A 24,920-nucleotide genomic window follows, 5' to 3' on the forward strand; every position below is an offset into this window, starting at 1 on the left:
AGCATGCTAAACTGCATCTAGGATGAAAAATCGGATGGTCAACCGACCGAGTGGGTCAGTTGGCTTTTTTAGTGGAAAGATGAGGGATTTAAATGCTAACTGTAAGTAATGTCAGTATGCAGTTCTCAACGCGCAAGCTTTATGACGACGTTAACTTGAAATTTACGCCGGGTAACTGTTACGGTGTGATTGGCGCTAATGGGGCTGGTAAATCAACGTTTTTAAAGATTTTGGAAGGTAAACTCCAACCGACGACCGGGAATGTGTCGATGGGGCCAAACGAACGGATGTCTAGCTTGAACCAAAACCACTTTGCCTTTGAAGATGAAGAAGTTTTGGCAACGGTGATTCAAGGTCATCAAAAGTTGTATAGCATTATGCAAGAAAAAGATGCGTTATATGCTAAACCAGACTTTAGTGATGAAGATGGGATTCGGGCGGCTGAATTAGAAGGCGAATTCGCAGAAATGGACGGTTGGAACGCTGAATCTGAAGCGGACCAAATGTTACAAGCTTTGGGTATCGATGAATCGATGCAACATCAAAAGATGAGCGAATTAACGGAACCACAAAAAGTTAAAGTCTTATTAGGCCAAGCCTTATTTGGCAATCCGGATGTCTTGTTATTGGATGAACCGACCAACGGGTTGGATGTCCAATCGATCAGCTGGTTAGAAAACTTCTTAGCTGACTATGATAAGACCGTCATTGTGGTTTCCCATGACCGGCATTTCTTGAATCAAGTCTGTACCCATATGTGTGACGTGGATTTTGGTAAGATCACGTTATTTGTTGGGAACTACGACTTCTGGATGGAATCGAGTCAATTAGCGGCTAAGTTGCAAGCAAATGCGAATGCCAAAAAGACCGAACAGATCAAAGAATTACAAGAATTCGTGGCGCGGTTTAGTGCCAATGCCTCGAAGTCTAAGCAAGCAACTTCACGTAAGAAACAATTGGAAAAAATCACGTTGGATGATATCAAGCCATCTTCACGGAAATACCCATTCATTAAGTTTACGCCAGAACGTGAAATCGGGAATGATTTGGTTCGGGTAGAAAATGTATCCAAGACGATCGATGGCGTGAAGATTTTAGATAATATCAGCTTCACGTTACGTCCTAATGAAAAGACGGCGTTAATTAGCCGTAGTGACTTGGCAACCACCACGTTGATGCAAATTATTGCTGGGGCTTTGGCACCAGATTCTGGTACAGTAACTTGGGGTCAAACCACGTCACGGACGTATTTGCCAAGAGATATCAACGATGAATTTACCGATGATAGCTTAACGATTATCGATTGGTTACGCCAATATGCGCCTAAAGAAGAAAGTGACAATACCTTCTTACGAGGCTTCTTAGGGAAGATGTTGTTCTCTGGTGAAGATGTTCAACGTAAGATCAATGTCTTATCCGGGGGCGAAAAAGTTCGTGGGATGTTATCGAAGATGATGTTGAGTAAAGCCAACGTCTTGTTGCTAGATGACCCAACGAACCACTTGGATTTGGAATCAATTACGGCTTTAAACGATAGCTTGATTGATTTCAAAGGGGCGATGATTTTCACGTCGCATGACCACGAATTCATTCAAACGATTGCCAACCATATCGTTGAAGTCAGTGCTAAAGGTGTGGTTGATCGTGGCGACACAACGTATGACGAATACTTGGCTCATGAAGCGACGCAAGGTCGAGTACAAGATTTATATTAAAGTGTGCGCGTGACGGTGATTAACCGAGCACTGCGCAAGCTAACTTAAACAATCCGCACCACCGAATCCCGCAATCTGGTATGATTAACCTATCACCAGATTGGGGGATTTTTGGTATGCAGACTTATGTTGACCAACAGTTGCGACGATGGTACCTCGTTCAGTTGGCCATTTTGTTTGGGGCAATATTAGTGCGATTATTGTTGATTGGTGAAGGGAGTAGTCTCTTGGGACCAATCCTGTTGCTATGGGGCTTAGGGGCAATTTTACCCGTTTATGAACGCAAAATGGCGGCGGATGAATGGCCGCGGTTTCGACGCTTCAATCACTACTTTCAAGTAATTATTCAAATGACGTTCCTGCCATTACTATTAGCCAATGTGGCGTTAATGATGGTGACTTATTTCGGACTTAATGAACAAGGTGTCGTGGCCATGGCGTTTGCGTATTTAATCATTATGTGGATTCCGGTGGGTTACGTGTTATTAGGACCAATTCAAAATCTAATCGGGCGTATTTTATTATTGATCTCAGTTGTCTTTAGTGGCGTGGTGGCGGCCCATTCGATGTTCATCATCATGCCAACATTGACAATGCCAGCGAGTTTTAAAATGGTTGGCGATAGTGGCGTCCTTGGCGCAGTGGCCTTCGTCTTGATGTTAGGCGTTGTCATGCAAGCATGGGGTTACCGTTGGCCAACATGGCGGTTAAATCGTGAGGCTAGTTGGCCGGTCTTAACGCTGATTGCGGTATTAGCCATAGCTTTTGTGATTTGGAATGCGTTTGGCGCCGGGACGAACTTGGCGACGTTATTTACCAAGTATCAATTCAGTTTACGCTCGCCGACCGTGAAGATGTTCTTAAGTGGTCTTGAACCGGGGATTGCGGAAGAATGGTTGTATCGCTTTGGTATTTTAGCGTTATTATTAGGCTATTTTAAACATCATCGGTATCAAATCGATTGGGCAGTGGGGCTAAGCAGCTTATTGTTTGGCTTGTGGCATGTCTCGAATATTATCGCCGGTCAAGCAGTCTCAGCGACACTGGAGCAAATGGTCTTTGCGGCATCTTTAGGTGGCTTTTTAGCAACGAGTTATTTATATACGGGGAGCTTTTTAGTCCCGATTGCGATTCATACGTTGACAGATAGTTTGAGTATGATGGCGTCGGGGACTGAAACCATGGCGCGTCCAGACTTGTTTGAATGGGAAAGCATGGGGCTTTTGGTTTTGATTTTTGGTTGTATCACGATCTTCTTATTGACTGGTGCACGTCGTCACGTGATTCAAAACCATGTCAATCGGTATTTGCGTTAGTTAAGTTAACCTGTTAGTTAACTTAATAGTCATGTACAAACGTTGCGCTAGCACGGTTCTTAAACCGACGGCTAGCGTTTTTTTGTCGAAATAAACCAACTTTAAGCGGTCTATACAATTCGTAATGGCTTTGTAACATTCATGTTACAAAGTCGCAACGCCAGCTGGTTATACTAATGTCAATTAGTTAAACGGAATGTTAATTGGATTTTAAATAAAGGGGAAAACAACCGATGAAAAAACTGAGACATCTAATTCTGATCATTGCTGCCGCAACTGTTTTAACGTTTGGCCTGTCTTCACTGATTACAGATTTGAATCATACTGATACGGCTGCTGCTGCGACGACAACGAGCACCACTAAGAAGTCTTCGAAACAATTATTTAAAGCTAATGTGTCTAAAAACGCCGTCATGACTAAGTCAGTTTTTAAAATGCAAGGCCGAGTTAACTGGCACAATCGGGTTTATACATATTATTCGCCAAACGGTTCTAACATCTATGGGATGGGTCGTTTTACCTCTGATGGGACTTATACGTTGAACGGTTATGACAAGGATGGTTACTTGATCTTGGCCAACAACAAAAAGTTTGGAACGAAGATCAAAACACCACTCGGGATGGGTAAAGTTCATGACCGGGGCACATACGGCAACCACTACGATATTGTGGTAAAGTAAATTGATTCAAAGGTCGTCACGTCAGGGTGGCGGCTTTTTTTGTGCAAAAAAGCATCTGGCGATATGTGCCAGGTGCTTGATAAATAGTAGATTAAGTTAAATTAATTTCAAGAAAATGGACGCGATAATCACGGATGCGACCGAAACGGTGGCAAAGCCCCCAACTAACATCTTCGGCATCATGTGATCGAGTAAGTATTGTTTTTGACCGTCGTTGTCAGCGACTTGTGAGGCTACTTCGTTAGTCAAAATGAAGTCGGCAGGAAAACCGAAGAGTGCGGTTAAGGAACAAGAATAAGCCATGTACCAAGTCATCCCAAATGGTTTTGCAAGTAACCATGAGGCTAAGAACATCCCAATCAACCCAAGCGCAATCAAAACGATGATTTGAACGATGATTGTGCCCATCAGACTAGGCGTTGTGACACTCAATTGTGAGAAGACGTAAGCGAGTAGCCCGTACATCAACCAATGAAAGACACCGGCTTTGGTTAAGGCATTATCTTCCAAGAAACCAACTTGATGGGCAATGACCCCGAAGATCAAGCAAATCACGTTGGCATTAATGGCACCATTCATTAGACTGGCGACCCAATTACTAAGTAAGCCGATTAAGGCGACCCGCGCCATAATAAAAGCGGGCGTTTGAAACTTTTCAGGCATATGTAAAGGATATTGTGTTGCTGGTGCTGCTGTCGTGGCAGCTTTAGTCGTGGTGACTTTGGCGCCATTTGTGTTGAACTCGTGTTTAAGTCGGCGACCTTCTTTTTTAAGTAAAACAGCGGTCAACGGATACCCAACCACTGAGTGAATCACAAACATTGATACGGGTAGCGCCACCAAGGTTGTGACGCCTTGGGCTTTTAACCCGCTAGTCATCAATAAGGCAGAAACTAAGCCACCGGTCAATGGTGGAACCGCTGCAACAACTGTTTGCCAGTTGAAGATCATGGTGCCGACTGACAAGGTCAGGGCTAGCGTGCCTAAGACCCCAAGTAGTGCAATACAAACTGCTTTCCACTGGGCTAGGAGTTCTTTGAGACTCATGAGGGTCCCTAGATGAACAAGTAGCAGGGTCACACAAATCGAGCTGAACTGTGTCCCATAGGAAGCTTGCAAGGCGATGTTCTTCGGTAACACGGTCCAAAAGCCAACCATAAAGAGAATGGCGGTAATGAAGACCGAGGGAATGTAAGCATGCGTCAATGACGAGACCCATTCACCAAGTAACATGAAAACCATGACCGTGAAAAAAGCAATAATATAAGCCATCTAATCACTCCAAATATTTAATTTTTAAAAGGTCAATTGCTAGTCTATCTCTCATTTGTTTCTTAGTCAATTTTAATTAATTAACTAAAAGGTCAGTTCAAACCACCTAACCAGGGGGTAATAGCTTAAGAAAATAAACAATTCATTAGGAGAATTGACGAAAGTACTGATTTGAACTAATCTAATCATATTCTAATAATTGGAGTGATTCGATGAGTCAAACAACTTTCAGTAATTTTCAACTGTTCGATGGGAAACATGATCAAGTGCAAGGTGATGCTTGGTTTGTCACCGATGAAACGGGAAAATTACAACAAGTCGGTACGGGGCAAGCGCCTAAAACTGATCACCAAGTTGATTTGGGTGGCAAATATGTGATGCCAGGGTTAATTAACGCGCATACGCATATTACGATGGATCCCAACGCTGGTGATGGTGGGACGGGTGCTGATGTCGTCACCGCCACTGTTCGTGCAGTACATAATTTACATGACTTATTGCAATCAGGTGTTACATATATTCGTGAATGTGGGAGCTCTTTTGATATTGATATTACGTTAGAAGCGTTACGGGCTAAAGGGGTGTTAACTAAAGTCCCACATATCTTACCTTCAGGACGACCATATTCGATGACAGGTGGTCATGGGGACTTTCCGAACTTTGGTCATTTAGTTGATTCGCCCGATGAAATGCGCAAAGCTGTGCGGACTGGCTTAAAGAAAGGAACTAAGGCCGTTAAGATGATGGCAACTGGTGGCGTTATGACACCGGGGGACTTTATGGATGATCCACAATTAACTGTTCCTGAAATGCAAGTTGCCGTTGATGAAACCCACCATAAAGGGTTAATTATTGCGGCGCATGCGGAAGGTAATCCGGGGATTTACAATGCGATTAAAGCTGGCGTTGATTCGATTGAACATGGGTTTTATGTCAATGATAAAGAAATTGATTTGATGTTGAAACAAGGCACCTATTTAACCCCAACTTTTGTCGCGGATTGGGCGATTCCAGAATATGGCGATGGTAAAATTCCAGATTGGGAAATTAAAAAGGCTGCGGATGCGTTGGATGATTTATATGCCAATATCATGCATGCTTGGCAACGCGGGGTGAAAATCACCTTAGGGACCGATGCGGGGACGCCATTTAATGACTTCACCATGACACCCGTTGAATTACAATTAATGGTTGAACAAGGGGCAACCCCATTTGAAGCCCTGCAGACGAATCTTAATTCAGCCACCTTAATGCAAGTTGCTGATGACTATGGCACGTTGGAAGCTGATAAGTATGCGGATTTCTTAGTTTTGGATGATAATCCATTAGCCGATGTTAAAGCGGTCCAACAAGCCGACAAGCAAGTTTATCAACATGGCGTTCAGGTTTATTAAAGGCACTTTAGGTTGTTAGCACGGACAAAACGATAAATACGACAAAAACGTCGCCAATCGAATCAGCACTTAAGGCTGGTTTGGTTGGCGACGTTTTTTGATAATGTGGCATTATTTCATGATTTCCAGATTATCGATATCAAAATCATCATCTTCAGCGGATGTGGTTTCAATCTTATCGGTTTCAACAGGTTTCTTTAACAGTACCACTAAAGTTGTCGTAACGAGAATCCCAACGAATGATGAGAGCATATAAATCAATGGCTTTTGGGCCACAAAGGCGACGATCCAACCACCCCAAGGGGCAGGATTACCGGCGCCTAAAAACATTGCCATGCAAGAACCAATGGCAGCGCCAATAACATTACTTGGGATAACGCGTAAGGGATCGGAAGCGGCAAAAGGAATGGCACCTTCAGTAATGCCAACGGCCCCCATGATAATGGCGGCTTTGCCAGAATCACGTTCTTCGGCACTGAATTTCTTCGGGGCAATCAAGGTTGCTAAGCCCATACTGAGTGGTGGGATACAAATGGCAACCCCAATACCAGCCATAATCAACATTGCGGCGTGACTTGGTAAGCCAGTTGCTTTATCGATAGTGCCAACCATTGCGGCACCAAAACTAAAGGCCACTTTGTTAACTGGACCACCCATGTCAAAGCCAATCATGGCACCCAGAATCAGGCCTAAAATAACAACGTTGCCAGTTCCCATACTGCTGAGCCAAGTGCTTAAAAATTTCATAAAAAGCGCAATCGGTTCGCCAATGACCCAAACCATCAGGGCACCGACAATTAAAGTGCCAACTAAAGGAATCACGAAAATTGGCATGACTGATTGCAAACTCTTGGTCACTTTAATTTTCTTTAAGTAGAACACGACGATACCAGCAACCAGTCCAGAGATAATCCCACCAATAAAGCCAGCCCCGATTTGAGTTGCCAGTAGGCCACTAATAATACCAGGTGCTAAACCAGGGCGATCAGCCATTGAAAAAGCGATGTAGCCGGACAGAATTGGCACCATTAAGCTTAGACCAGCACTCCCAATCTTCGCCAATCCAGCTAAGCTACCAGTTGATGGCACGGCAGAATGGCCGGAAAATAGCACGCTTAAGGCCAATAAAACCCCACCAGCAACGACGAATGGAATCATGTAAGAAACCCCAGTCATTAAATGTTTCCGGGTATCTTTCATGAGTGTTGCAAATTCGCTCATGCCGTCACACCTCCACCATCGAACTTAGCGGCTAGTTTCTTGACAATAATGGCCGACTTTTTAATCAAATCACCGGAACCAACCCGTAAGACCGGTTTGCCCCGGAAGCGTTCTTCGTTCTTAATGCCAATGTCATTGGTTAGGATTACGACATCGGCAGCTTGGATCGTTGCAGCATCTAATGTGTTTTCAATGCCGATTTGGCCTTGCGTCTCAACGTGACATTCCGCACCTAAATCTTTAGCGGCGACTTGTAAACTTTCAGCAGCCATATAAGTATGTGCGACACCTGATGGGCACGCAGTTACACCAACAATTTTCATAAGTTATCCCTCCAAAGTTGCGTTTAGTGATTGTCCAATTAAATCAATAACAGCCTGTGCTGAGCCAGCTTGCAGGAGCTGCTCACGAAACTCAGCGTGAATGAGGTTGCGTGACAGTGCTGAAATTAGTCGCAGGTGTTCGTCACCTTTACTACTTTCAGGTACGGCCAGTTGAAAGATCATCGTTACGGGTTCGCCATCCAGCGACTCCCAGTCGATCGGTTGGGCGAGTTTACCGAAAGCCACAGAAACGGTTTTAACAGCATCGGTTTTCCCATGTGGAATGGCGATACCAAAGCCGATGCCAGTTGTGGTTAAGGTTTCGCGTTGGGTGACGTTTTGAATGTAGGCATCATAGTCATTTAAACGGTCATCATCGGCCAGACGTTTGCCTAAGGCCGCGATTGCGGCAGCCTTAGTTGGCACGTCAAGCTGCAAATCAACAAGTTGTGTATCAATAATTTTGGTCATCTGTTAAGCCCCCATGTGAAATGTTGAATTAATTTATGAATTCATTTTAACCAGGCCTAATTCCACAAAACAATCTTTTAAAACTTGGCATTCCAACTAAAAATACTGGAAATTCTTATTTTGTAAGCGATTACGTTACTTTGGATGTGTAATCGTTTGCTATTGATAAGCACAAACGTGCATTTTGGCATCAAAATGCCCAAAGTAGGCCGTCTGAAGGCAATTAAAAAGCTTGAAATCAAATTGAGATAAATTGATTTCAAGCTTTTTAATTAAATTGTTAATACTTTAGTCTGGGCCGCAATTGCCAATAATTCCGGCGCCTGGGGATTCATATTGGTGATCACATAATCGATTGCGGTCCAAGGCATGACTTGGACGAGTGAGGTCTGCGTGAATTTAGATGCATCCACAAGGGCGACTTTAATGGCGCTATTGTTAATCATTTCGCGTTTCATTTCAGCATCGGCAAAACTAGATGAACAAAGTCCTTGGCGTCCCTGAATGCCACTAGACCCAAGAAAACAAAAATCGACGTGGATTTGTTGATATAAGTCGCGCGGGCTATTGCCTTGAAATGACATGTCGCTGGGACTGTACTTGCCACCGGTACTATAAAGTTCATTATGCGTATTGCGTAACGCTAAGAGCGACAGGAGTGAGCTCGTGACAATAATTTTATTATCCATTTGATTGAGTTCATGGGCCAAGGCCGCCACCGTACTCCCTTGATCCAACGCAATGGTGACTGGATCGACGGGCAATAGCTGCAACGCTCGTTGTGCCAAGGCCTGCTTTTCGGCAGCGAAGCGGTCGGTTCGTTGGCCAACGGGGGGCAGTGGGCTAGCTGTGACTAAAGAGGCCTTGCCAAATTCTTTGGTCACCAGCCCTTGTTGGCTCAAGACCCGTAAGTCTTTGCGAATCGTTTCATCTGAAACGTGGCACTGGCGGACGAGTTGTTGCACCGTCATGGTATGTTCAGTTTTGAGTAACGTCAAAATCGCGTTGCGCCGGGCTTGGATCTCAGTAGCTTTCATTAAGCCAACCTCGCTTATTCATTAATTAGGTTAAGTATAGCGCTAATTCAACGTTATTCAATTAAAAGCTTGGCACATCTGTGCGATAAACAATCAATTACTTGGATTTCCAAGCTTTTCATTGATTTAAGCTTTGAACATTATATAATGAACTTGAGATTAACGAGAGGGGTTTTACAGATGACAATGACCACGACGACCCGGCCAGCCTTTGAAACGGCGCGACCAACGTCAAAACTAGACGTGATGAAACAGAACTTATTCAAACAAAAACGACAGATTTCTTTAGAACGGGCCAAACTTTATACGGCCAGTTATCAACAAACTGTCGGGCAGCCAACGATTATTCGGCGGGCGAAAGCGACCGCTTATATTATGGATCATGTTCAAATCAGTATTCGACCAGAAGAACTGCTTTGTGGGAATCGAACCGTTCGGCCGCGGAGTGGGATTTTGTCACCGGAAATGGACCCCTATTGGATCATGCAAGAAATTGATACGATTGGTAGCCGTCCCCAAGATCAATTTGAATTTACCGCTACGGATCGCCAATACTATCGGGAGAAGTTGTTACCTTATTGGTCTGGTAAGTCGATGAAAGACTTTATCAATGCTAAAATCACGCCGGAAGTCAAAGCGGCAGAAGATGATTTGGTCATTAAGCTGAATCAAACGGATAAAGGGCAGGGCCACATTATTATGGACTTCCCGGCCATTTTGCAGCAGGGGGTCGGTGCCTATGTGACCAAGTTAACGGCCAAGCAAACAGCGGCATCTGACAATGATTTTTATGCGGCGGCTTTAATTGTCTTTAAAGCGATGCAACGCCATTTTGACCGGTATGCTGCTTTGGCCCAAACAATGGCTGAAGATGAAACGTTACCAACGTATCGGCGGCTAGAATTAACTGAAATGGCCGCGATGAATCATCGGCTAACGACTGAAAAGCCCCAAACATTTTATGAAGCCTTACAACTCTTATGGATGACCAGTATCGTGGGTCAATATGAATCAAATGCTTCATCATTGTCACTTGGCCGGATGGATCAGTATTTGTATCCGTTCTATCAAGCATCTAAAGCCGATGGGGTGCCGGCTGATTTTATGTGGGAAGTTTTAGGCGACTTTTACTTAAAGACTGACGATGTGGTGTTATTGCGGAGTGCTGAAAGTGCCAAATGTTTTGCCGGCTTTCCAACGGGTTATACGGTTGCGTTAGGTGGTTTAGACAAGTACGGTCAGTATTCAGTGAACGAACTTTCCAATAAGATGTTGGACCTCTATCAGGACATTCAACTGCCACAACCGAACTTATCGGTCCGTATCAATGAACAAATTCCACGCCGCTTTTTAAATAAAACGTGTGAAACGATTCGGTTAGGAACCGGGATTCCGATGCTGTTCAACGATGAAGTCTGTGTCCCGGGCTTTTTAAGTAATGGCGTATCACTCGATGATGCCCGTGACTATGCGGTCGTTGGTTGTGTGGAAACGACGATTCCAGGGAAGACTTATGGGCTGCACGACATTGCGCTCTTTAACTTAATGCGCATCATGGAACTCGCAATGTATGAGTTGCGTGATGATGTCACCGTGACTTATGCCAGTCTACGGCAGCGTATTTTAGATAAAATCGATGATTATGTCAAAATCGTTACTGCGGGTTCAGATATCGTTGACCTGGGTCATCGGGAGTTTGCACCGATTCCATTCTTATCCGCATTAGTGGCTGATTGTATCGATAATGGTCAAGATGTCACTGAAGGTGGTGCCCGGTATAATTTTTCCGGGGTGCAAGGGATTGGGGAACCCAACTTGGCAGATGCGTTGTATGCCGTAAAACAACTTGTTTTTGAAAATCATGAAATGACGTTTAAAACGCTCATGGATCATTTGGCTAACAATTTTGCCGGTGATAATGGGGAGGCTTTACGGCAACATCTGATTCATGATTTTGATAAATACGGCAATGATAATGCGGAACTGGATATGGAATGTGCCAAAATTTTCCGTCATTATGCGCTTGAATTAGGTAAATACAAGAATATTCGCGGTGGTGAATTTAATGCGGGCGCTTATACGGTTTCGGCCCATATCCCATTAGGTGAAGATGTTGGGGCGACTCCCGATGGCCGCAAAGCCCATGATCAATTAGCTGATGGTGGGTTATCACCAATGGTCGGCCGCGACCACTTAGGCCCTACGGCAGTCTTAAAATCGGTCAGCAAAATCGATAATACGTTAGCGGTCAACGGTAGTTTATTAAACGTGAAGTTCTCACCGAACACGTTAAAAGGGGCAAATGGGATTCGCAAATTTGCTGATTTCTTGATGGCTTTTACCCAGTTGAAGATTCGCCACGTGCAATTTAACGTGCAATCGCGTGAGACGTTGATCGATGCGCAACAACACCCAGAAAACTATGCGGGGTTGGTGGTTCGAGTGGCTGGTTACAGTGCCTTCTTCGTTGATCTGAACAAGCGCATTCAAGATGATATTATCCGGCGTGCTGAACATGTCTTATAGGAGGAATGACGAATGCCAGCTGATAAAGGCTTAATTTTTAATATTCAACGTTATTCGATTCATGATGGTCCCGGCATTCGCACGATCGTGTTTTTTCAAGGGTGCCCGTTACGGTGCCCATGGTGCAGTAACCCTGAATCACAAGGTGCGGTCCGCCCGCTGACTTGGACGAAGAATGGCAAGACTGAAACCATCAGTCATTGGGTCACGATTGATGAGGTCCTTGATGAAATTGAAAAAGACGAGGTCTTTTACCGGACTTCTGGTGGTGGGGTCACGTTATCTGGTGGTGAATGTTTAGTACAGTCTGACTTTGCGGCCAATTTGTTACGCGAAGTCAAAGCGCTCGGCATCAACACCGCGATTGAAACCACGGGCGCAATGCCGCTAAAAGCGATTAAGAAGGTCTTACCGTATACTGATTATGTAATGTTCGATTTAAAGATCATGAACCCAATCTTAGCCAAACGGGTAATTGGTGACGATGTCGGTCAAGTCAAAGCCAGCTTTGAGGCCGCCTTGGCCACCCAAACCGCGCAAGTAACGCCCCGGGTGCCGCTGATTCCTGGTTACACGACGAAGCCAGAAAATTTACAGCAAATTGCCGATTACGTGCATGAAGTCGGCATCAACGAGATTCATATTTTGCCGTTCCATCAATATGGCAGTCAAAAATATGAGTATTTAAAGCGCAATTACACGATGAAGGAGACGCCGCTTTTAACCGAACAAGAAGTCGACGATATTCATCAGTTTTTTACCGATCAAAAAATTACGGCCATTGTTAGTGGTCTTGAATAATCAAGTGGTGATGGTTGAAAGTAAAACGGCAACCGTCACCTTTTTGTGTCTGAAATTGATCGTAGTGCAACGACGAAAAAAGTGGGGTGCTCGGACAATAATTTGTTTACAACCAATTGCCCTGAAACGCGTTTCATAACGTATACTAAGGACGCAAGCGTGTTTCAGAAACACGGCGGGTCGTTGTTCGACTTACCTAGATGACAAGTTAGTGAGAAATGAGGAAGACCAAATGTCAACGTTAACCATTAAAGATTTAAAAGTATCAGTTACAGAAAATGAACAAGAACGCCTGATCTTAAAAGGGGTTAATTTAACTTTGAAGACTGGTGAGACCCATGCCATCATGGGCCCCAATGGGACGGGTAAATCAACCTTATCCGAAACGATTATGGGCAATCCAGCCTACCATATTGTTAGCGGTCAAATCTTATTAGATGGTGACGATTTAGTACAACGGACCGTTGATGAACGGGCGCGTGCTGGCTTGTTCTTGGCGATGCAATATCCAGCTGAAATCAAAGGTGTGACCAACATTGAATTCTTACGGGCGGCAATCAATGCTCGCCGGTCTAAAGATGACCCGATTGCGGTGACCGACTTTTTAGCACGGCTGGATGATAAACTGGCCGTTTTGAACATGTCAGATGCGATGGCGGAACGTTACTTGAACGAAGGCTTCTCTGGTGGCGAAAAGAAACGTAATGAAATTTTGCAATTATTGATGATTCAACCTAAGTTTGCCATCTTAGACGAAATTGATTCTGGCTTAGATATCGATGCCTTACAAGTCGTCGCTAAAGGCGTTAACTCAATGAAGGGTCCCGATTTTGGCACCCTGATGATTACCCACTATCAACGATTATTGAACTATATCGTGCCTGACTTTGTGCATGTGATGATGGATGGCCGGATCGTCAAAACCGGGGATGCCCAATTAGCCCACACGTTGGAAGCTGAAGGGTATGCTGGCTTACGTGATGAACTTGGTCTAGATGTGCCGTTGACGGATGACGATGTTGAGTAATGGGGGTGCCTAATTTGGATGCTAAAACGTTATTAGCGGGGATTCAAAGTTACGCCCAAGCGCAACAAGAACCAGCGTGGTTGCAACAACTTAGGCAACAAGCGTTGCAAGCGTACACCACGCTCCCGCTACCAAAATTTGAAAAGATCAATTATCGTGATTGGCCATTATTTGACTTCACGGTGCCACAGTTAATGCGTAGTGAACCAGTCACGGGGGTGTTGGCTAAAACCGCTGCGACGCAACAGTTCTATGCGGTTGGCGATAGTACGATTCAATTGACATTACCCATGGACGCGTTGCAACAAGGCGTTATTTTATCGGATTTACGGTCAGCGATTGCTCATCACGGGGACTTGGTACAAACCTACTTGATGCAAAAAGCGCTTAAAGTTGGTGATGACAAGTTAACGGCCTTGAATACGGCCATGATGACGAATGGGTTCTTCTTGTACGTGCCTAAAAATGTCCAACTCAAAGCGCCGATTGAGATTTTACAAGTGGTTGATAATCGGACGACGCAAAACTACTTTAGTCACAACTTGTTGATTGCCGCGGCAGGGAGCCAAGTCAATGTGATTCAACGACTAGCTTCGGTGGGTGAGCAAGCCAATGCCGCGCATATGTTAGTCGAAGTTATTGCCGAAGCCAATAGCCAAGTCAACTTTGCCGGGATCGATACGATGTCAGCCAAGACGACGGCGTATTTGAACCGGCGGGGCTATCTGGCCGCAGATGCCAAGCTTGACTGGGAGTTTGCCGAAATGAATGCTGGCAACGTGATTGCCGATTTTGATTCAGAATTAAAAGGTCGTGGCTCTGAAGCGATGGTCAAAACCATTGCGATTGCAAACCAAGCTCAGACCCAAGCATTGGATACGCGCGTCACTAACTATGGTAAACAGACCGTTGCGAACATCGTGCAGCGGGGGATTATTTTAGATGAAGCGACGTTGATCTTTAATGGCATCGGCCACATTATCAAAGGCGCTCACGGTGCCAAAGCGGACCAAGAAAACCGGTTATTGATGCTATCATCAAAGGCGCGTGGTGATGCTGATCCAATCTTATTAATTGATGAAAATGATGTGGAAGCCGGTCATGCAGCGAGTGTGGGCCGGGTCGATGAACAACAGATGTATTACTTATTAAGTCGGGGCATTCCCAAACCAGTTGCCGAACGCTTGGTGATTCGCGGCTTCTTAGCCGGTGTGATTACCGAATTACGGTCGCAACGACTCCGACATGAATTAAATGATGTGATTGAGAGGCGCTTGACTGATGGGCAAACCAACTAATCCATATCGGGCTGATTTCCCGATTTTAACCACCGAAGTTAACGGGGAACCGTTGACGTATCTCGATAGTGCGGCGACATCGCAAAAGCCCCAAGCCGTGATCGATGCGATAACGCATTACTACACCACAAGTAATGCCAATGTCCATCGTGGCGTCTATACATTAGCGGCCCAGGCGACCGATCAATATGAAGCAGTTCGCGATCAAGTGGCAGCGTTTATCCACGCTAAAAAGCGCGAAGAGGTCTTCTTCACCCGCTCGACGACGGAAAGTTTAAACTGGGTTGTCCAAACGTATGGCAATCAAAATATCCATGCTGGTGACGAAATCGTCTTAACGGTCATGGAGCATCACAGTAATTTAGTGCCGTGGCAACAATTGGCCCATCGTAAGCAGGCCAAGTTACGCTACATTCAATTGACGAGTGATGGTCAATTGGACTTAGCTGACGCTAAACGTTTGATTACCGATAAAACTAAACTAGTTGCGGTGGTCCAAACGTCTAATGTTTTAGGTGTCACTAACCCGGTGCAACAATTAGCGGCGCTCGCCCATCAACATGGGGCGATTATCGTCGTTGATGGTGCCCAAGCTGTTGCCCATCAGCCGGTTGATGTACAAGCGCTAGATGCGGACTTTTATGCCTTTTCAGGTCATAAAATGCTAGGCCCCACTGGGATTGGGATACTGTACGGGAAGTATTCATTATTAGCGCAATTGACGCCCGCCCAATTTGGGGGCGAAATGATCGATAACGTCGATTGGCAAACGACAACGTTTGCCGCGATTCCGCAACGTTTTGAAGCCGGCACCCCTAATATTAGTGGCGTGATCGGTTTAGGTGCGGCCATCACTTATTTGCAACAAGTTGGTTGGCCAGCGATTCAAGCCCAAGAACAACAGTTAACCAAGCACTTATTAACCGGATTAACGGCGCTTAACGGTGTCAGCATTTATGGGCCACTTGATCCCGCGTTACATGGGCCAGTGGTGGCGTTTAATTTGAATGGCGTCCATCCCCATGACGTGGCGACTGGTTTAGATATGGCCGGGGTCGAAGTCCGGGCAGGGCATCATTGTGCGCAACCGTTGATGCAATATTTACAAGTCAGTGCTACCGTGCGGGCCAGCGTGATGTTTTATAATACGACCGCTGAAGTCGACCGTTTGTTGGCAGCCCTGACGGAAGTAAAGGAGTTCTTCCAAGGATGAGCTTATTAAAGTTAAATGATTTATACAAAACGTTGATTTTAGACCATGCGCAACATCCCCATCATCATGGCCAATTAGCTGATGTACCAGGGGTGACGTTGAATAATCCCACTTGCGGTGATGTGATTCAAGTTCAACTAGCTGTGCAACGAAATCAGATCGAACAGATTGCGTTTAGCGGAACGGGCTGTACGATTTCTCAGGCCTCAGCGAGTGTGATGACCGATGTGTTAATTCATCAAACACCAGCCCAAGCTCAACAGTTGCTACATGACTTTTCACAGTTGATCATGGGTGAGACGATCACCGCAACCGCCAAAAAACAGTTAGGTGATGCAGCAGTGTTAGGCACGGTTGCGGAATTTCCAACGCGGATTCGTTGTGCCATGTTAGCTTGGCATGCGGCCGAACAATGTTTAGCACAGATTGGAGGACCCACAAATGAGTCAAAAAGTTGAACAAGTGGTTAGTGATAACCAAAATTATGAATATGGGTTCCACGATGATGTGACCCCGGTTTATTCAACGGGCGAAGGCTTGACGGAAGCGATTGTTCGCGAAATTTCAGCGGCCAAGCATGAACCACAATGGATGTTAGATTATCGCTTGAAAGCCTATGCTATTTATCAAAAGTTACCGATGCCGAAGTTCGGCCCGGATTTATCGGGGCTGGATATGGCGCATATGAAATATTTCCAAAAAGCGACGGATAAAAAGTATCGTGATTGGAAAGACGTGCCGCCAAAAATCAAAGAAACCTTTGACCGGCTGGGGGTGCCAGAAGCTGAACGCAAATATCTAGCAGGTTCCAGTGCCCAATATGAATCAGAAGTCGTCTATCACCGGATGCGTGAGACCTTTGACAAGACGGGGATTATTTTTACCGATACTGATACAGCGTTACAAAAGTATCCAGAGTTGTTTAAAAAGTGGTTTGGTAAGTTAGTACGGCCAGAAGCCAATAAATACGCGGCTTTGAATGCAGCAGTTTGGTCGGGGGGCTCGTTTATTTACGCGCCAAAAGGTGTTAAAGTGACGACCCCCATTCAAGCGTACTTCCGGATCAATGCAGAAAATACCGGGCAGTTTGAACGGACCTTGATCATTGTTGATGAAGGGGCTAGCGTCAATTATGTCGAAGGCTGTACTGCGCCGAATTATGATTCGGATAGTTTGCATGCGGCGGTTGTTGAAGTTAACGTCTTGGCGAATGCGACTTGTCGGTATACCACGATTCAAAACTGGTCGAATAATGTGTACAGCTTGGAAACCAAGCGGGCCCAAGCACTCGAAAATGCCACCATGGAATGGGTCGATGGTAACCTGGGGTCAAAGATTACGATGAAGTATCCATCGGTTTACCTGAATGGCCAAGGGGCGCACGGGACGATGCTGTCGATTGCGGTCGCGGGTCATAATGTGGACCAAGATAATGGGGTGCGGATGATTCACAATGCCAAGAATACGACGTCGTCAATCGTCTCCAAGTCGATTGCCAAAGATGGTGGGGCCGTTGACTACCGCGGAACCGTGCGCTTTGGCCGCCATTCTGACGGCTCGTTTGCCCATGTGGAATGTGACACGATCATTATGGACGATCAATCATCGAGTGATACGATTCCGTATAATGAAATTCTAAACGGTAATGTGTCGATGGAGCATGAAGCTAAGGTGTCAAAAGTCTCTGAAGCCCAATTATACTATTTGATGAGTCGTGGGATTTCAGAACAAAAAGCCACTGAAATGATAATCATGGGTTTCGTTGAACCATTTACCAAGCAACTACCAATGGAATATGCGGTGGAATTAAATCGGTTGATTAGTTTTGAGATGGAAGGATCCATCGGTTAGGAGAACAGGATGGCAACAGATTTTAAACAAACTGGGTTGGATGCGTTGAAGACTGTCATTGATCCAGAACTGGGGGTCGATATTGTCAGCTTAGGCTTGATTTATGATGTGACCAACGATGACCAAGGCCACTGTCTAGTGACGATGACACTGACCATGATGGGATGTCCGTTGACGGATGTTTTGGCTAACGGGATTACCGATGCTTTAAAGGCATTACCAGGGGTCAATGAAGTTGAAATCAATCTAGTGTGGGAACCCGCCTGGTCGATTGCCCGCATGTCGCGAGCGGCTCGATTGACGTTAGGGGTTTAAAGCCGCGTCGATATTAGTGTTATGAAAATAGCGCTTGTGGGTTGTTTGTCGCTTCCGGTCAGCTGTAATTCCAGTTGCCATGTCGACCGATTCGAGCCTGAGAAGCGGTCTCGAATCTCACTTTGAAGCTCGGTAAAGCCCACCAATCTTCAAAGCTGTCGGTAGTGTAAGTCCGGCAAAAATCACGCCGAACTAACACTACTTTCACGGCAACTTCCATTACAGCTGACCTACAGCTAAAATGAGCATACCATTCAAATGAGCATATAAAAATCCGTCACATTTTTTGCGTGACGGATTTTTGTGCTGTTATTCAAATAATAGTCTTAAATTAGTTAGCAAGTGTTTGAAGACTTATTTTTAACGCGAGTTAGTATCCAATTGCGTCAAAATGATTAACGAAAATGTTTATATTGCTTATATTGACGGCCAATTTTTAAGTTTAAAGCCATGCTGGGAATACTGTAAAATGAACCGAAGAGACCGAAAGTAGCAAGCATCATTGTGCCCTCGATGGCAGCGAAGATAAAGGCTAACACCCGGTTACTAACTGGAAATAGGTGGTCGCCTAGTCCGTAGACCAAGACTGCCACGACTAGGAATTGTGCAATCGCGGTGAACATAGTTGTTACATCGGAGTGGCGGAACTTCAACTTAATGTCGCAAGCTTTAAGCAAGTACGCCATCCCAGCTAAACTGATACTAGTGAAGGCGATAAATGTTGCCAGTAGCGCACCGTTAGCGTGGTACCAAGCGACTAGTGGCACTTGAACGACTAACTTGATGGCTAAGCCGACGATTAAAAGCGTCACAGCCCGGCGATGTTGGCCTAACGATTGAATCAACGTAAAGATGTCAGTGAAAATTGCGAGCGGTAAGCTAACGATAATAGCCCAACGCATCAACAACCCACCTTGATGATCAAAGCCAAAGAAGACCGTGTTAATTTGTGGCGCTAGCAAGGCCAAGATAATAATCATCGGTGCAATTAAGCCGAATAACATTTTAAAGTTAGTCACAATGACTTTGGTGACCTTCGTGCGATCGCCTTGGACACTAGCTAAGATTGGTAAGGTTGTTTCTGAAACGGCTAATGCTAATGAAATAATTACTGTTGTAATCTTGTTAGGGTTAGCCGAAAATAGCGTAAATAAATTTTGGACGGCGGTGGCCGATTCAGTGGTCACATGTAGCATGATTTGTTTAAACGTGAACTGGTCGATCAATTGCGATAACGTAATGCCAGCACCGACAAAGACAAATGGAATCGCTTCTTTAATAATCGTCATAAAGTCAGCTTTGAGATTCAGCTTGCTGGCGGGGGCACTTTGTTGTAATTGCGCTTGGTATTGTGGTTGATGTTGATGATAGTAATGCCCGAGATAGGCCAAACTAGCGATCGCGCCAAAGAACGTCGCAAATGTACTGAGACCGATGGCAACCGTTAGTGACTGACTCAAAAGACAATAGCTCACGTAGGTGGCGACTAAAATGCCGACGACACGGACGAATTGTTCAATCAATTGCGAGACACCAAAGGGCTTCATATCTTGGTTACCTTGAAAGTAGCCGCGAATAATACTCATGACTGGCAAAATAAACAGGGCAGGGGTTAAGAACCGAATCACTAAAGTGGTTGATCGGTAAGCCGTGACTGGCGAGCCCTTGGCAATTAAGGGGGCAAACCCAAATAAGAGACTGCCACAAATAATCCCAGAAATACTCATAAATAATAGTCCCGCTTTAAAGAGCCGTTGACTATCCAAGTAGCGGTTTTGGGCATTATACCCAGCGATTTTGCGTGAAATTGCGGTTGGAAAGCCGGAAGTCCCTAATGATAAGAACAGGGCGTATGGCGTATACGCAGCATTGAACATGGCTTGGGCGGTCATTTGATGTTGCTGTGAACCGAGCATCATTAGCCACGGAATCAAGTAGACGACCCCTAAAACCCGTGAAAAGATACTGCCAAATGACATCCAAAAAGTGCCTGATAATAACTTGTTTTTCAAAAATTCACCCACCCATTGTATTGGTTCTTAAATTTAACGTATCATCTATCTTAGCACGTTCAAGGCGCCCTTAACTGCCCGTTTGGGTAAGTTAAGGGCGCTTTTAGGTAAATTTAAGCTAATTGCAATTGTGGAAAGCGGCCTTCAGCGTGAAAGGCGTTAATCAAAGCCGCACTGATAAAGTCCACTCCGTCTGCATCTGGCTTGATGGTCGCAATCTTGGCGGCTAGTTCAGCTTGGGTAACTGGTTGTTTTTGGACTGACGTTTTGATTAAAAAGGCGATGAGTTGTTCGCTTTCGTCAGCAGTGAATTCATAACTTAATAACACCAAGTCACTATTGGCAAGGTGTAACTTCTCGGCGAATTCGTTTAAAACGTTAATAATGAGATTTTCGCGATCGTAAGGTGATGGCATGATCAGTTCCTCCATTTTATAGTAGTTAAACTAAGTATATCAGAGGAAAAGGATAGCTTACAAAAGGTGTTGCGCGGCGAACTGTCCTGAAAGTCGGCCGCTGGTCAAGGCAAATTGGACCGAGCTTCCTGACATATAAACTTGGTTATAAATCGCTTTATTAGCCGTTTCACCAGTAGCAAATAAATTGTCAAATGGTTGCCCACTATTAGTTAATACTTGGAAATTTTGATTTATTTTGACACCACCGAAAGTCCCCATGATAATTGGATAAATCTTGACGGCGTAAAAGGGCGCTTGCTGAATTTTTTTGACGAATTCTTGAGCTTTTCCAAACGAGTCTTTACCTGAGTCGGCGCCTGCATTATAAGTTGTAATAGTTGTTGATAGTGATTCAACCGGAACGTTCATAGCGGTAGCAAGTTCATTGATTGTTGCGCCTTGAACGACTTCATTAGTTGAAAGTCCTGATTTTAGTTTTGAAATAATCGCTTGATTAGCCGTAGTAGAATCTAACACTAACCATGGTTGTGGTTGCTGCATGACCAGGTTGGTCACAACGGCATAGTGATTTTGTTCATTCATAAATCGTTTTCCATGGGCGTTAACGTAAAGCTTTGACCAATCCATGGTGAGTTGATAGGTTTTAGGCACATTAGTTGTAATGCCTTCTCCAATGATCCATGGTTCATCGTAAGGCACCGCTCCAGCTTTGATTGCCATTTGAATCCCATCACCTTGATTGCCAGGACCAGAATAGCTATGTTGATAAAGGGTGTCACCATTTGGAATGTACTCAGCTAACATCGCTTTATTCTTAGCAAAGCCACCGGTAGCTAAGATAACTGCTTTAGCGTGAATGACAAAAGAACCGTCGGGAGAGGTTGCCTTGACACCAGTGATCGAATGCGTCGTTTGTTTTTTAAGTGAAACTGCCGATGTATTTAATAGGACCTGAATGTGGTGTTGTTTTAATGCTTGCGTTAAATTTTGAATTAGGATAGGGCCACCTAGGCTACCTGCTTCACCCGCAAAGTGAATCCGACGGACCGGGTCTAAGCCGAAACCAGTGATAGCCGGATAATGGTGGCCGGCATAATCGACTAACCATTCAGTTGTTTTCACGGCTTCATCCATAAAGTAGTTAACAAAATTATAGTCAGGATAGGCACTATGAGGATTTGAGGTGGCTTGTCGTGCATGCCATAGAGCCAGCCAACTGTCCTTTGAATCCGTAATGCCAGCTTCGCGTTGAAAACGGGTATTAGTAGCAGAAATCCCACCACCAGACATGCCAGTTGATCCGCCAAGTACGGACTCTTTTTCAATTAAGGTAACTTGAGCACCATGTTCATCAGCTGATAGTGCAGCAGCAATCCCAGCACCACCGCCGCCAATAACTAAAACATCTGTAAATTTATCTGTCATCATTTGTAACGCCCCTTTATAAAATATGAGTTTAATCTCTTATTGAAACCGTCTTCATGCTAGCATAAGATTAAGAAGCGTTATTCATCATTTCACAAGGTTTGTTGACTTAATCATACAGTCATGGCAATGTGTTTACTTTAAGCAAAGGAGGGTTAATATTGAACGAACTTGATTTACGCGTGCAAAAAACGAGACGAACTTTAAGGCAAACATTAACGACACTGCTAGCACAACTATCGTTTTCGAAAATAACCGTTAAGCAATTATGTCGAGAATCGTTGATTAATCGCGTCACTTTTTATAAGCATTATCAAGATAAGAATGACTTGTTATATGATTTACTCACTAATCTAACGATTCCTAGTGCGCAAGTTCCTGTAAAACAATTGATCAAAACACCTTTCTCAGTTTTTCCTAGAGTCGTTATTGATCCGTTACCAAGTATAATTGAACGTCAAAATAATGATATTGCGTTTCAATGGGTCTATCGTCAGTATTTCTATAATTATTATGTAGAAGCTTTCCAACTGTGCACTTACGATGTCGGCTTACCAAAAGAACTAGTCTCATATACATTAGTAAATAATGCATTTAGCTTTTATAATTGGCAGACCGATTTTAATATTGATGCTTCAGAAGCTGAATTAGATATGCTGTTTCAGAAAATGTTTCATTTTGAAATCAAATCATAAGTTGCTATAGTACAATCATTTCAAATGGGGTGGAAAAAATGGCAAGACTAAAACGCATCTTAAAACGCTGGCCAGGGGTGCTAGTGTTAATTGGCTTTTTCCTTGTGTATAGTGTGGCAGAAGTACCGATGATTTTGTTAGCATTCATCAAACATCCAACAGTAATCGTACAAGTCGTGATCACCTTAGTGGGGATCCTAGCGTTAGCTGGAGCTGCTTGGTGGATGTGGCGGTCGTATCAAAAGCAGCCGCCGATTAAGCGGTACTTCACTGCACCGACCCGGTCAATTTTGTTTATGGTTGTGATGATCTTGATTGTCGCCGTTGGTCAAGCAATCCCAACACCGACTTCAACCAATCAAGCAATGGTAGAACGACTAATGCGGGTAGCACCGGTTGGCATGACGATAATGACCGTCATCGGCGCACCGATTTGTGAAGAGTTGATATTTCGTGGCTTATTCTTTCGCTGGCTGTTACCAACGATTAGCAGCTGGCAAACTGGTGCCGTTGGCGTCATTATTTCGGCGTTGATTTTTGGGTGTATGCATACCTCATTACTCAGTATCGGCGCCATCCCTTATCTCATGATGGGCGTGGCGTTTGCACTGACTTATGTGGCCTTTAATGACATCCGTTATAACATGGCCTTGCATATGTTGAATAATTTGATTGCGACAATCATGTTTTTTATGATGGCTTATTAGTGGCTTGAAAGCCAGTCATACTAAGGCCGCAACCAATAAGTGCGGGTCAAGCGCTTGCTTAGTTGACAGCTTATTCGTATGCTAAAACTATCAGGAGGGGATGCAGATGGAGATTGGAGAACGCCTACGTGAACAACGCCAAGCCCGTCAATTATCACAAGCTAAGTTAGCCGTGGAATTACATATTTCGCGACAATCAATTTCTAAATGGGAGAACGGGACTGCGTTACCAAGTTTTGCGAACGTGGTCGCGATTAGCGACTTATTTGGCATTAGTTTAGATGAATTGATTAAAGGGGATGTCGCATTGATGAATCATTTGAAAAGTGATCAACGGTTTAGCCCAGTGGGTAAAATCGTGACAATTGGTTTAAGTATTGGGATTGGGTTATTGTTGCTTTTAACGGCATTGAATATTACGGTCAACCAAGTTAGTGACTGGTTAGCCGGGGTTGAAGTTGTCGGCTTTATTGGGTTAATGATCACGACGAAGTGGCAAACGATTAATCAAGCCTTATCAAAAAAGGCAGTCGCTTGGGGGATTGTTTGGTTAGCGGCTATGATGGTACCGATTATGCATGATGTTGTGATGGGATTCGTTGCTGGGATTAACTCATATCATTAGGAAAAAGACAAAAAGCTGACTCAACTGGGTCAGCTTTTTTTAACATTAAACGAATTCAATTTTAAGTTGTTTATGTGTTGCGGTGGCAATTTCACTGAGCACTTTAGTGGAAACGTTCATATTACCATGTTCGATACGTGATATGGTAGATTGTGGTTTGTCGACCAACTGGGCAAACGCACGTTGACTTAAATGCAAACTATGACGAAGGTCACTAATAGCTAAGGCAGCTTCTAGATTAGCTTTTTCTTGCTGAAAGGCAATCTTAAATTCTGGATTATTTAATTGTCGTTGTTCGATGTAATCATTGATCTTGCTCATGGCTTGGTCCTCTCTTGAAATATTCGGTCCTAATGGTAATCGCGTGTTTTATTTCATTAGTTGGGGTCTTCTGTGATTTTTAGTGAATGCATGTGTGATGACATAATGATTTTCAAAAAAATGAAAATAGATAACACGTTGGATATTGGTACTTTGTTTAGATCTAATCTCAAATAGATTAGGGTCCGTCTTAAAACTACTTAAGTAAGATGCAAATTGAGGCAATGTAGACCGTAGCCAGATAAACATGAGCGAG

General features: G+C 44.3%; 25 protein-coding genes. 15 read left to right on the forward strand and 10 right to left on the reverse strand.

Annotation, left to right across the window (positions count from 1 at the left end; all coding sequences use genetic code 11):
* Window positions 1-92: 92 nt before the first annotated feature.
* From FFM75_RS12035 to FFM75_RS12045, 3 genes are all read left to right on the forward strand, one after another.
* Complete coding sequence (locus FFM75_RS12035) at window positions 93-1,715, forward strand: ABC-F family ATP-binding cassette domain-containing protein (protein ID WP_137629411.1); 1,623 nt, start codon at window positions 93-95, stop codon at window positions 1,713-1,715.
* Window positions 1,716-1,831: 116 nt separating this feature from the next.
* Complete coding sequence (locus tag FFM75_RS12040; RefSeq protein WP_137629412.1) at window positions 1,832-3,031, forward strand: CPBP family intramembrane glutamic endopeptidase; 1,200 nt, start codon at window positions 1,832-1,834, stop codon at window positions 3,029-3,031.
* A 233-nt stretch (window positions 3,032-3,264) separates the two neighbouring features.
* Complete coding sequence (locus FFM75_RS12045; RefSeq protein WP_137629413.1) at window positions 3,265-3,711, forward strand: hypothetical protein; 447 nt, start codon at window positions 3,265-3,267, stop codon at window positions 3,709-3,711.
* A 96-nt stretch (window positions 3,712-3,807) separates the two neighbouring features.
* Here the strand turns inward: FFM75_RS12045 and FFM75_RS12050 are convergent, their stop codons facing one another.
* Entirely contained in the window at window positions 3,808-4,983 is a 1,176-nt protein-coding gene (locus FFM75_RS12050) for a hypothetical protein (protein ID WP_137629414.1), read from the reverse strand.
* A gap of 212 nt (window positions 4,984-5,195) precedes the next feature.
* Between FFM75_RS12050 and FFM75_RS12055 the strand changes: the two genes are divergently transcribed.
* Window positions 5,196-6,377 carry a metal-dependent hydrolase family protein gene (locus FFM75_RS12055; protein ID WP_137629415.1) on the forward strand — a complete coding sequence of 394 codons (1,182 nt, stop codon included), beginning with the start codon at window positions 5,196-5,198 and terminating at the stop codon, window positions 6,375-6,377.
* Window positions 6,378-6,488: 111 nt separating this feature from the next.
* On the opposite strand, the gene FFM75_RS12060 is transcribed toward FFM75_RS12055, so the two are convergent.
* From FFM75_RS12060 to FFM75_RS12075, 4 genes are all read right to left on the reverse strand, one after another.
* Entirely contained in the window at window positions 6,489-7,598 is a 1,110-nt protein-coding gene (locus FFM75_RS12060; protein WP_137629416.1) for a PTS fructose transporter subunit EIIC, read from the reverse strand.
* Window positions 7,595-7,921 carry a PTS fructose-like transporter subunit IIB gene (locus FFM75_RS12065; protein ID WP_137629417.1) on the reverse strand — a complete coding sequence of 109 codons (327 nt, stop codon included), beginning with the start codon at window positions 7,919-7,921 and terminating at the stop codon, window positions 7,595-7,597. Before FFM75_RS12065 ends, FFM75_RS12060 begins: the two co-directional genes overlap by 4 nt.
* A 3-nt stretch (window positions 7,922-7,924) precedes the next feature.
* Window positions 7,925-8,392 carry a PTS sugar transporter subunit IIA gene (locus tag FFM75_RS12070; protein ID WP_137629418.1) on the reverse strand — a complete coding sequence of 156 codons (468 nt, stop codon included), beginning with the start codon at window positions 8,390-8,392 and terminating at the stop codon, window positions 7,925-7,927.
* A 272-nt stretch (window positions 8,393-8,664) separates the two neighbouring features.
* The gene (locus FFM75_RS12075) at window positions 8,665-9,429 is read right to left on the reverse strand and encodes a DeoR/GlpR family DNA-binding transcription regulator (RefSeq protein ID WP_137629419.1); all 765 of its coding nucleotides are present in this window, start codon (window positions 9,427-9,429) and stop codon (window positions 8,665-8,667) included.
* A 180-nt stretch (window positions 9,430-9,609) separates the two neighbouring features.
* Between FFM75_RS12075 and FFM75_RS12080 the strand changes: the two genes are divergently transcribed.
* The 8 genes from FFM75_RS12080 (at window position 9,610) to FFM75_RS12115 (ending at window position 18,460) form a co-directional block, all read left to right on the forward strand.
* A complete protein-coding gene (locus tag FFM75_RS12080) occupies window positions 9,610-11,955 on the forward strand; it encodes a formate C-acetyltransferase (RefSeq protein WP_137629420.1) in 2,346 nt (781 codons plus the stop codon).
* Window positions 11,956-11,967: 12 nt separating this feature from the next.
* Window positions 11,968-12,756, forward strand: coding sequence for a glycyl-radical enzyme activating protein (locus tag FFM75_RS12085; RefSeq protein ID WP_137629421.1), 789 nt, complete (start codon window positions 11,968-11,970; stop codon window positions 12,754-12,756).
* A gap of 232 nt (window positions 12,757-12,988) precedes the next feature.
* A complete protein-coding gene (sufC, locus tag FFM75_RS12090; protein ID WP_137629422.1) occupies window positions 12,989-13,783 on the forward strand; it encodes a Fe-S cluster assembly ATPase SufC in 795 nt (264 codons plus the stop codon).
* A 14-nt stretch (window positions 13,784-13,797) separates the two neighbouring features.
* On the forward strand, window positions 13,798-15,081 hold the full coding sequence (sufD, locus tag FFM75_RS12095; RefSeq protein WP_223876676.1) for a Fe-S cluster assembly protein SufD: 1,284 nt from the start codon (window positions 13,798-13,800) through the stop codon (window positions 15,079-15,081).
* Window positions 15,065-16,294: an aminotransferase class V-fold PLP-dependent enzyme gene (locus tag FFM75_RS12100; RefSeq protein ID WP_137629424.1), complete on the forward strand. Its 1,230-nt coding sequence runs from the start codon at window positions 15,065-15,067 to the stop codon at window positions 16,292-16,294. The genes sufD and FFM75_RS12100 overlap by 17 nt, the downstream gene beginning before the upstream one ends.
* Entirely contained in the window at window positions 16,291-16,752 is a 462-nt protein-coding gene (gene sufU / locus FFM75_RS12105) for a Fe-S cluster assembly sulfur transfer protein SufU (RefSeq protein ID WP_137629425.1), read from the forward strand. The genes FFM75_RS12100 and sufU overlap by 4 nt, the downstream gene beginning before the upstream one ends.
* Window positions 16,736-18,145 carry a Fe-S cluster assembly protein SufB gene (sufB, locus tag FFM75_RS12110; protein WP_137629426.1) on the forward strand — a complete coding sequence of 470 codons (1,410 nt, stop codon included), beginning with the start codon at window positions 16,736-16,738 and terminating at the stop codon, window positions 18,143-18,145. The genes sufU and sufB overlap by 17 nt, the downstream gene beginning before the upstream one ends.
* 9 nt (window positions 18,146-18,154) lie before the next feature.
* Window positions 18,155-18,460 (forward strand): metal-sulfur cluster assembly factor, encoded by a 306-nt coding sequence (locus FFM75_RS12115; RefSeq protein ID WP_137629427.1) that lies wholly within the window; start codon window positions 18,155-18,157, stop codon window positions 18,458-18,460.
* A 395-nt stretch (window positions 18,461-18,855) separates the two neighbouring features.
* Here FFM75_RS12115 and FFM75_RS12120 read toward each other — a convergent pair whose 3' ends face one another.
* The 3 genes from FFM75_RS12120 to FFM75_RS12130 form a co-directional block, all read right to left on the reverse strand.
* Window positions 18,856-20,472, reverse strand: coding sequence for a putative polysaccharide biosynthesis protein (locus tag FFM75_RS12120; protein ID WP_137629428.1), 1,617 nt, complete (start codon window positions 20,470-20,472; stop codon window positions 18,856-18,858).
* A gap of 113 nt (window positions 20,473-20,585) precedes the next feature.
* On the reverse strand, window positions 20,586-20,888 hold the full coding sequence (locus FFM75_RS12125) for a hypothetical protein (protein ID WP_137629429.1): 303 nt from the start codon (window positions 20,886-20,888) through the stop codon (window positions 20,586-20,588).
* Between the two features lie 57 nt (window positions 20,889-20,945).
* A complete protein-coding gene (locus FFM75_RS12130; RefSeq protein ID WP_137629430.1) occupies window positions 20,946-22,319 on the reverse strand; it encodes an FAD-dependent oxidoreductase in 1,374 nt (457 codons plus the stop codon).
* A 158-nt stretch (window positions 22,320-22,477) separates the two neighbouring features.
* Here FFM75_RS12130 and FFM75_RS12135 point away from each other — a divergent pair, with 158 nt between their 5' ends.
* From FFM75_RS12135 to FFM75_RS12145, 3 genes are all read left to right on the forward strand, one after another.
* Window positions 22,478-23,011 (forward strand): TetR/AcrR family transcriptional regulator, encoded by a 534-nt coding sequence (locus FFM75_RS12135; protein WP_137629431.1) that lies wholly within the window; start codon window positions 22,478-22,480, stop codon window positions 23,009-23,011.
* Window positions 23,012-23,049: 38 nt separating this feature from the next.
* Entirely contained in the window at window positions 23,050-23,718 is a 669-nt protein-coding gene (locus tag FFM75_RS12140) for a CPBP family intramembrane glutamic endopeptidase (protein WP_137629432.1), read from the forward strand.
* Window positions 23,719-23,824: 106 nt separating this feature from the next.
* Entirely contained in the window at window positions 23,825-24,343 is a 519-nt protein-coding gene (locus tag FFM75_RS12145) for a helix-turn-helix domain-containing protein (RefSeq protein WP_171001502.1), read from the forward strand.
* Between the two features lie 45 nt (window positions 24,344-24,388).
* Here the strand turns inward: FFM75_RS12145 and FFM75_RS12150 are convergent, their stop codons facing one another.
* The gene (locus tag FFM75_RS12150; RefSeq protein ID WP_137629434.1) at window positions 24,389-24,664 is read right to left on the reverse strand and encodes a helix-turn-helix domain-containing protein; all 276 of its coding nucleotides are present in this window, start codon (window positions 24,662-24,664) and stop codon (window positions 24,389-24,391) included.
* A 48-nt stretch (window positions 24,665-24,712) separates the two neighbouring features.
* A complete protein-coding gene (locus FFM75_RS14170) occupies window positions 24,713-24,913 on the reverse strand; it encodes a type II toxin-antitoxin system RelE/ParE family toxin (protein ID WP_349731670.1) in 201 nt (66 codons plus the stop codon).
* Window positions 24,914-24,920: the final 7 nt, after the last annotated feature.

Origin of the sequence: Lactiplantibacillus daowaiensis (assembly GCF_005405085.1) — a bacterium.
Lineage (GTDB): Bacteria > Bacillota > Bacilli > Lactobacillales > Lactobacillaceae > Lactiplantibacillus > Lactiplantibacillus daowaiensis.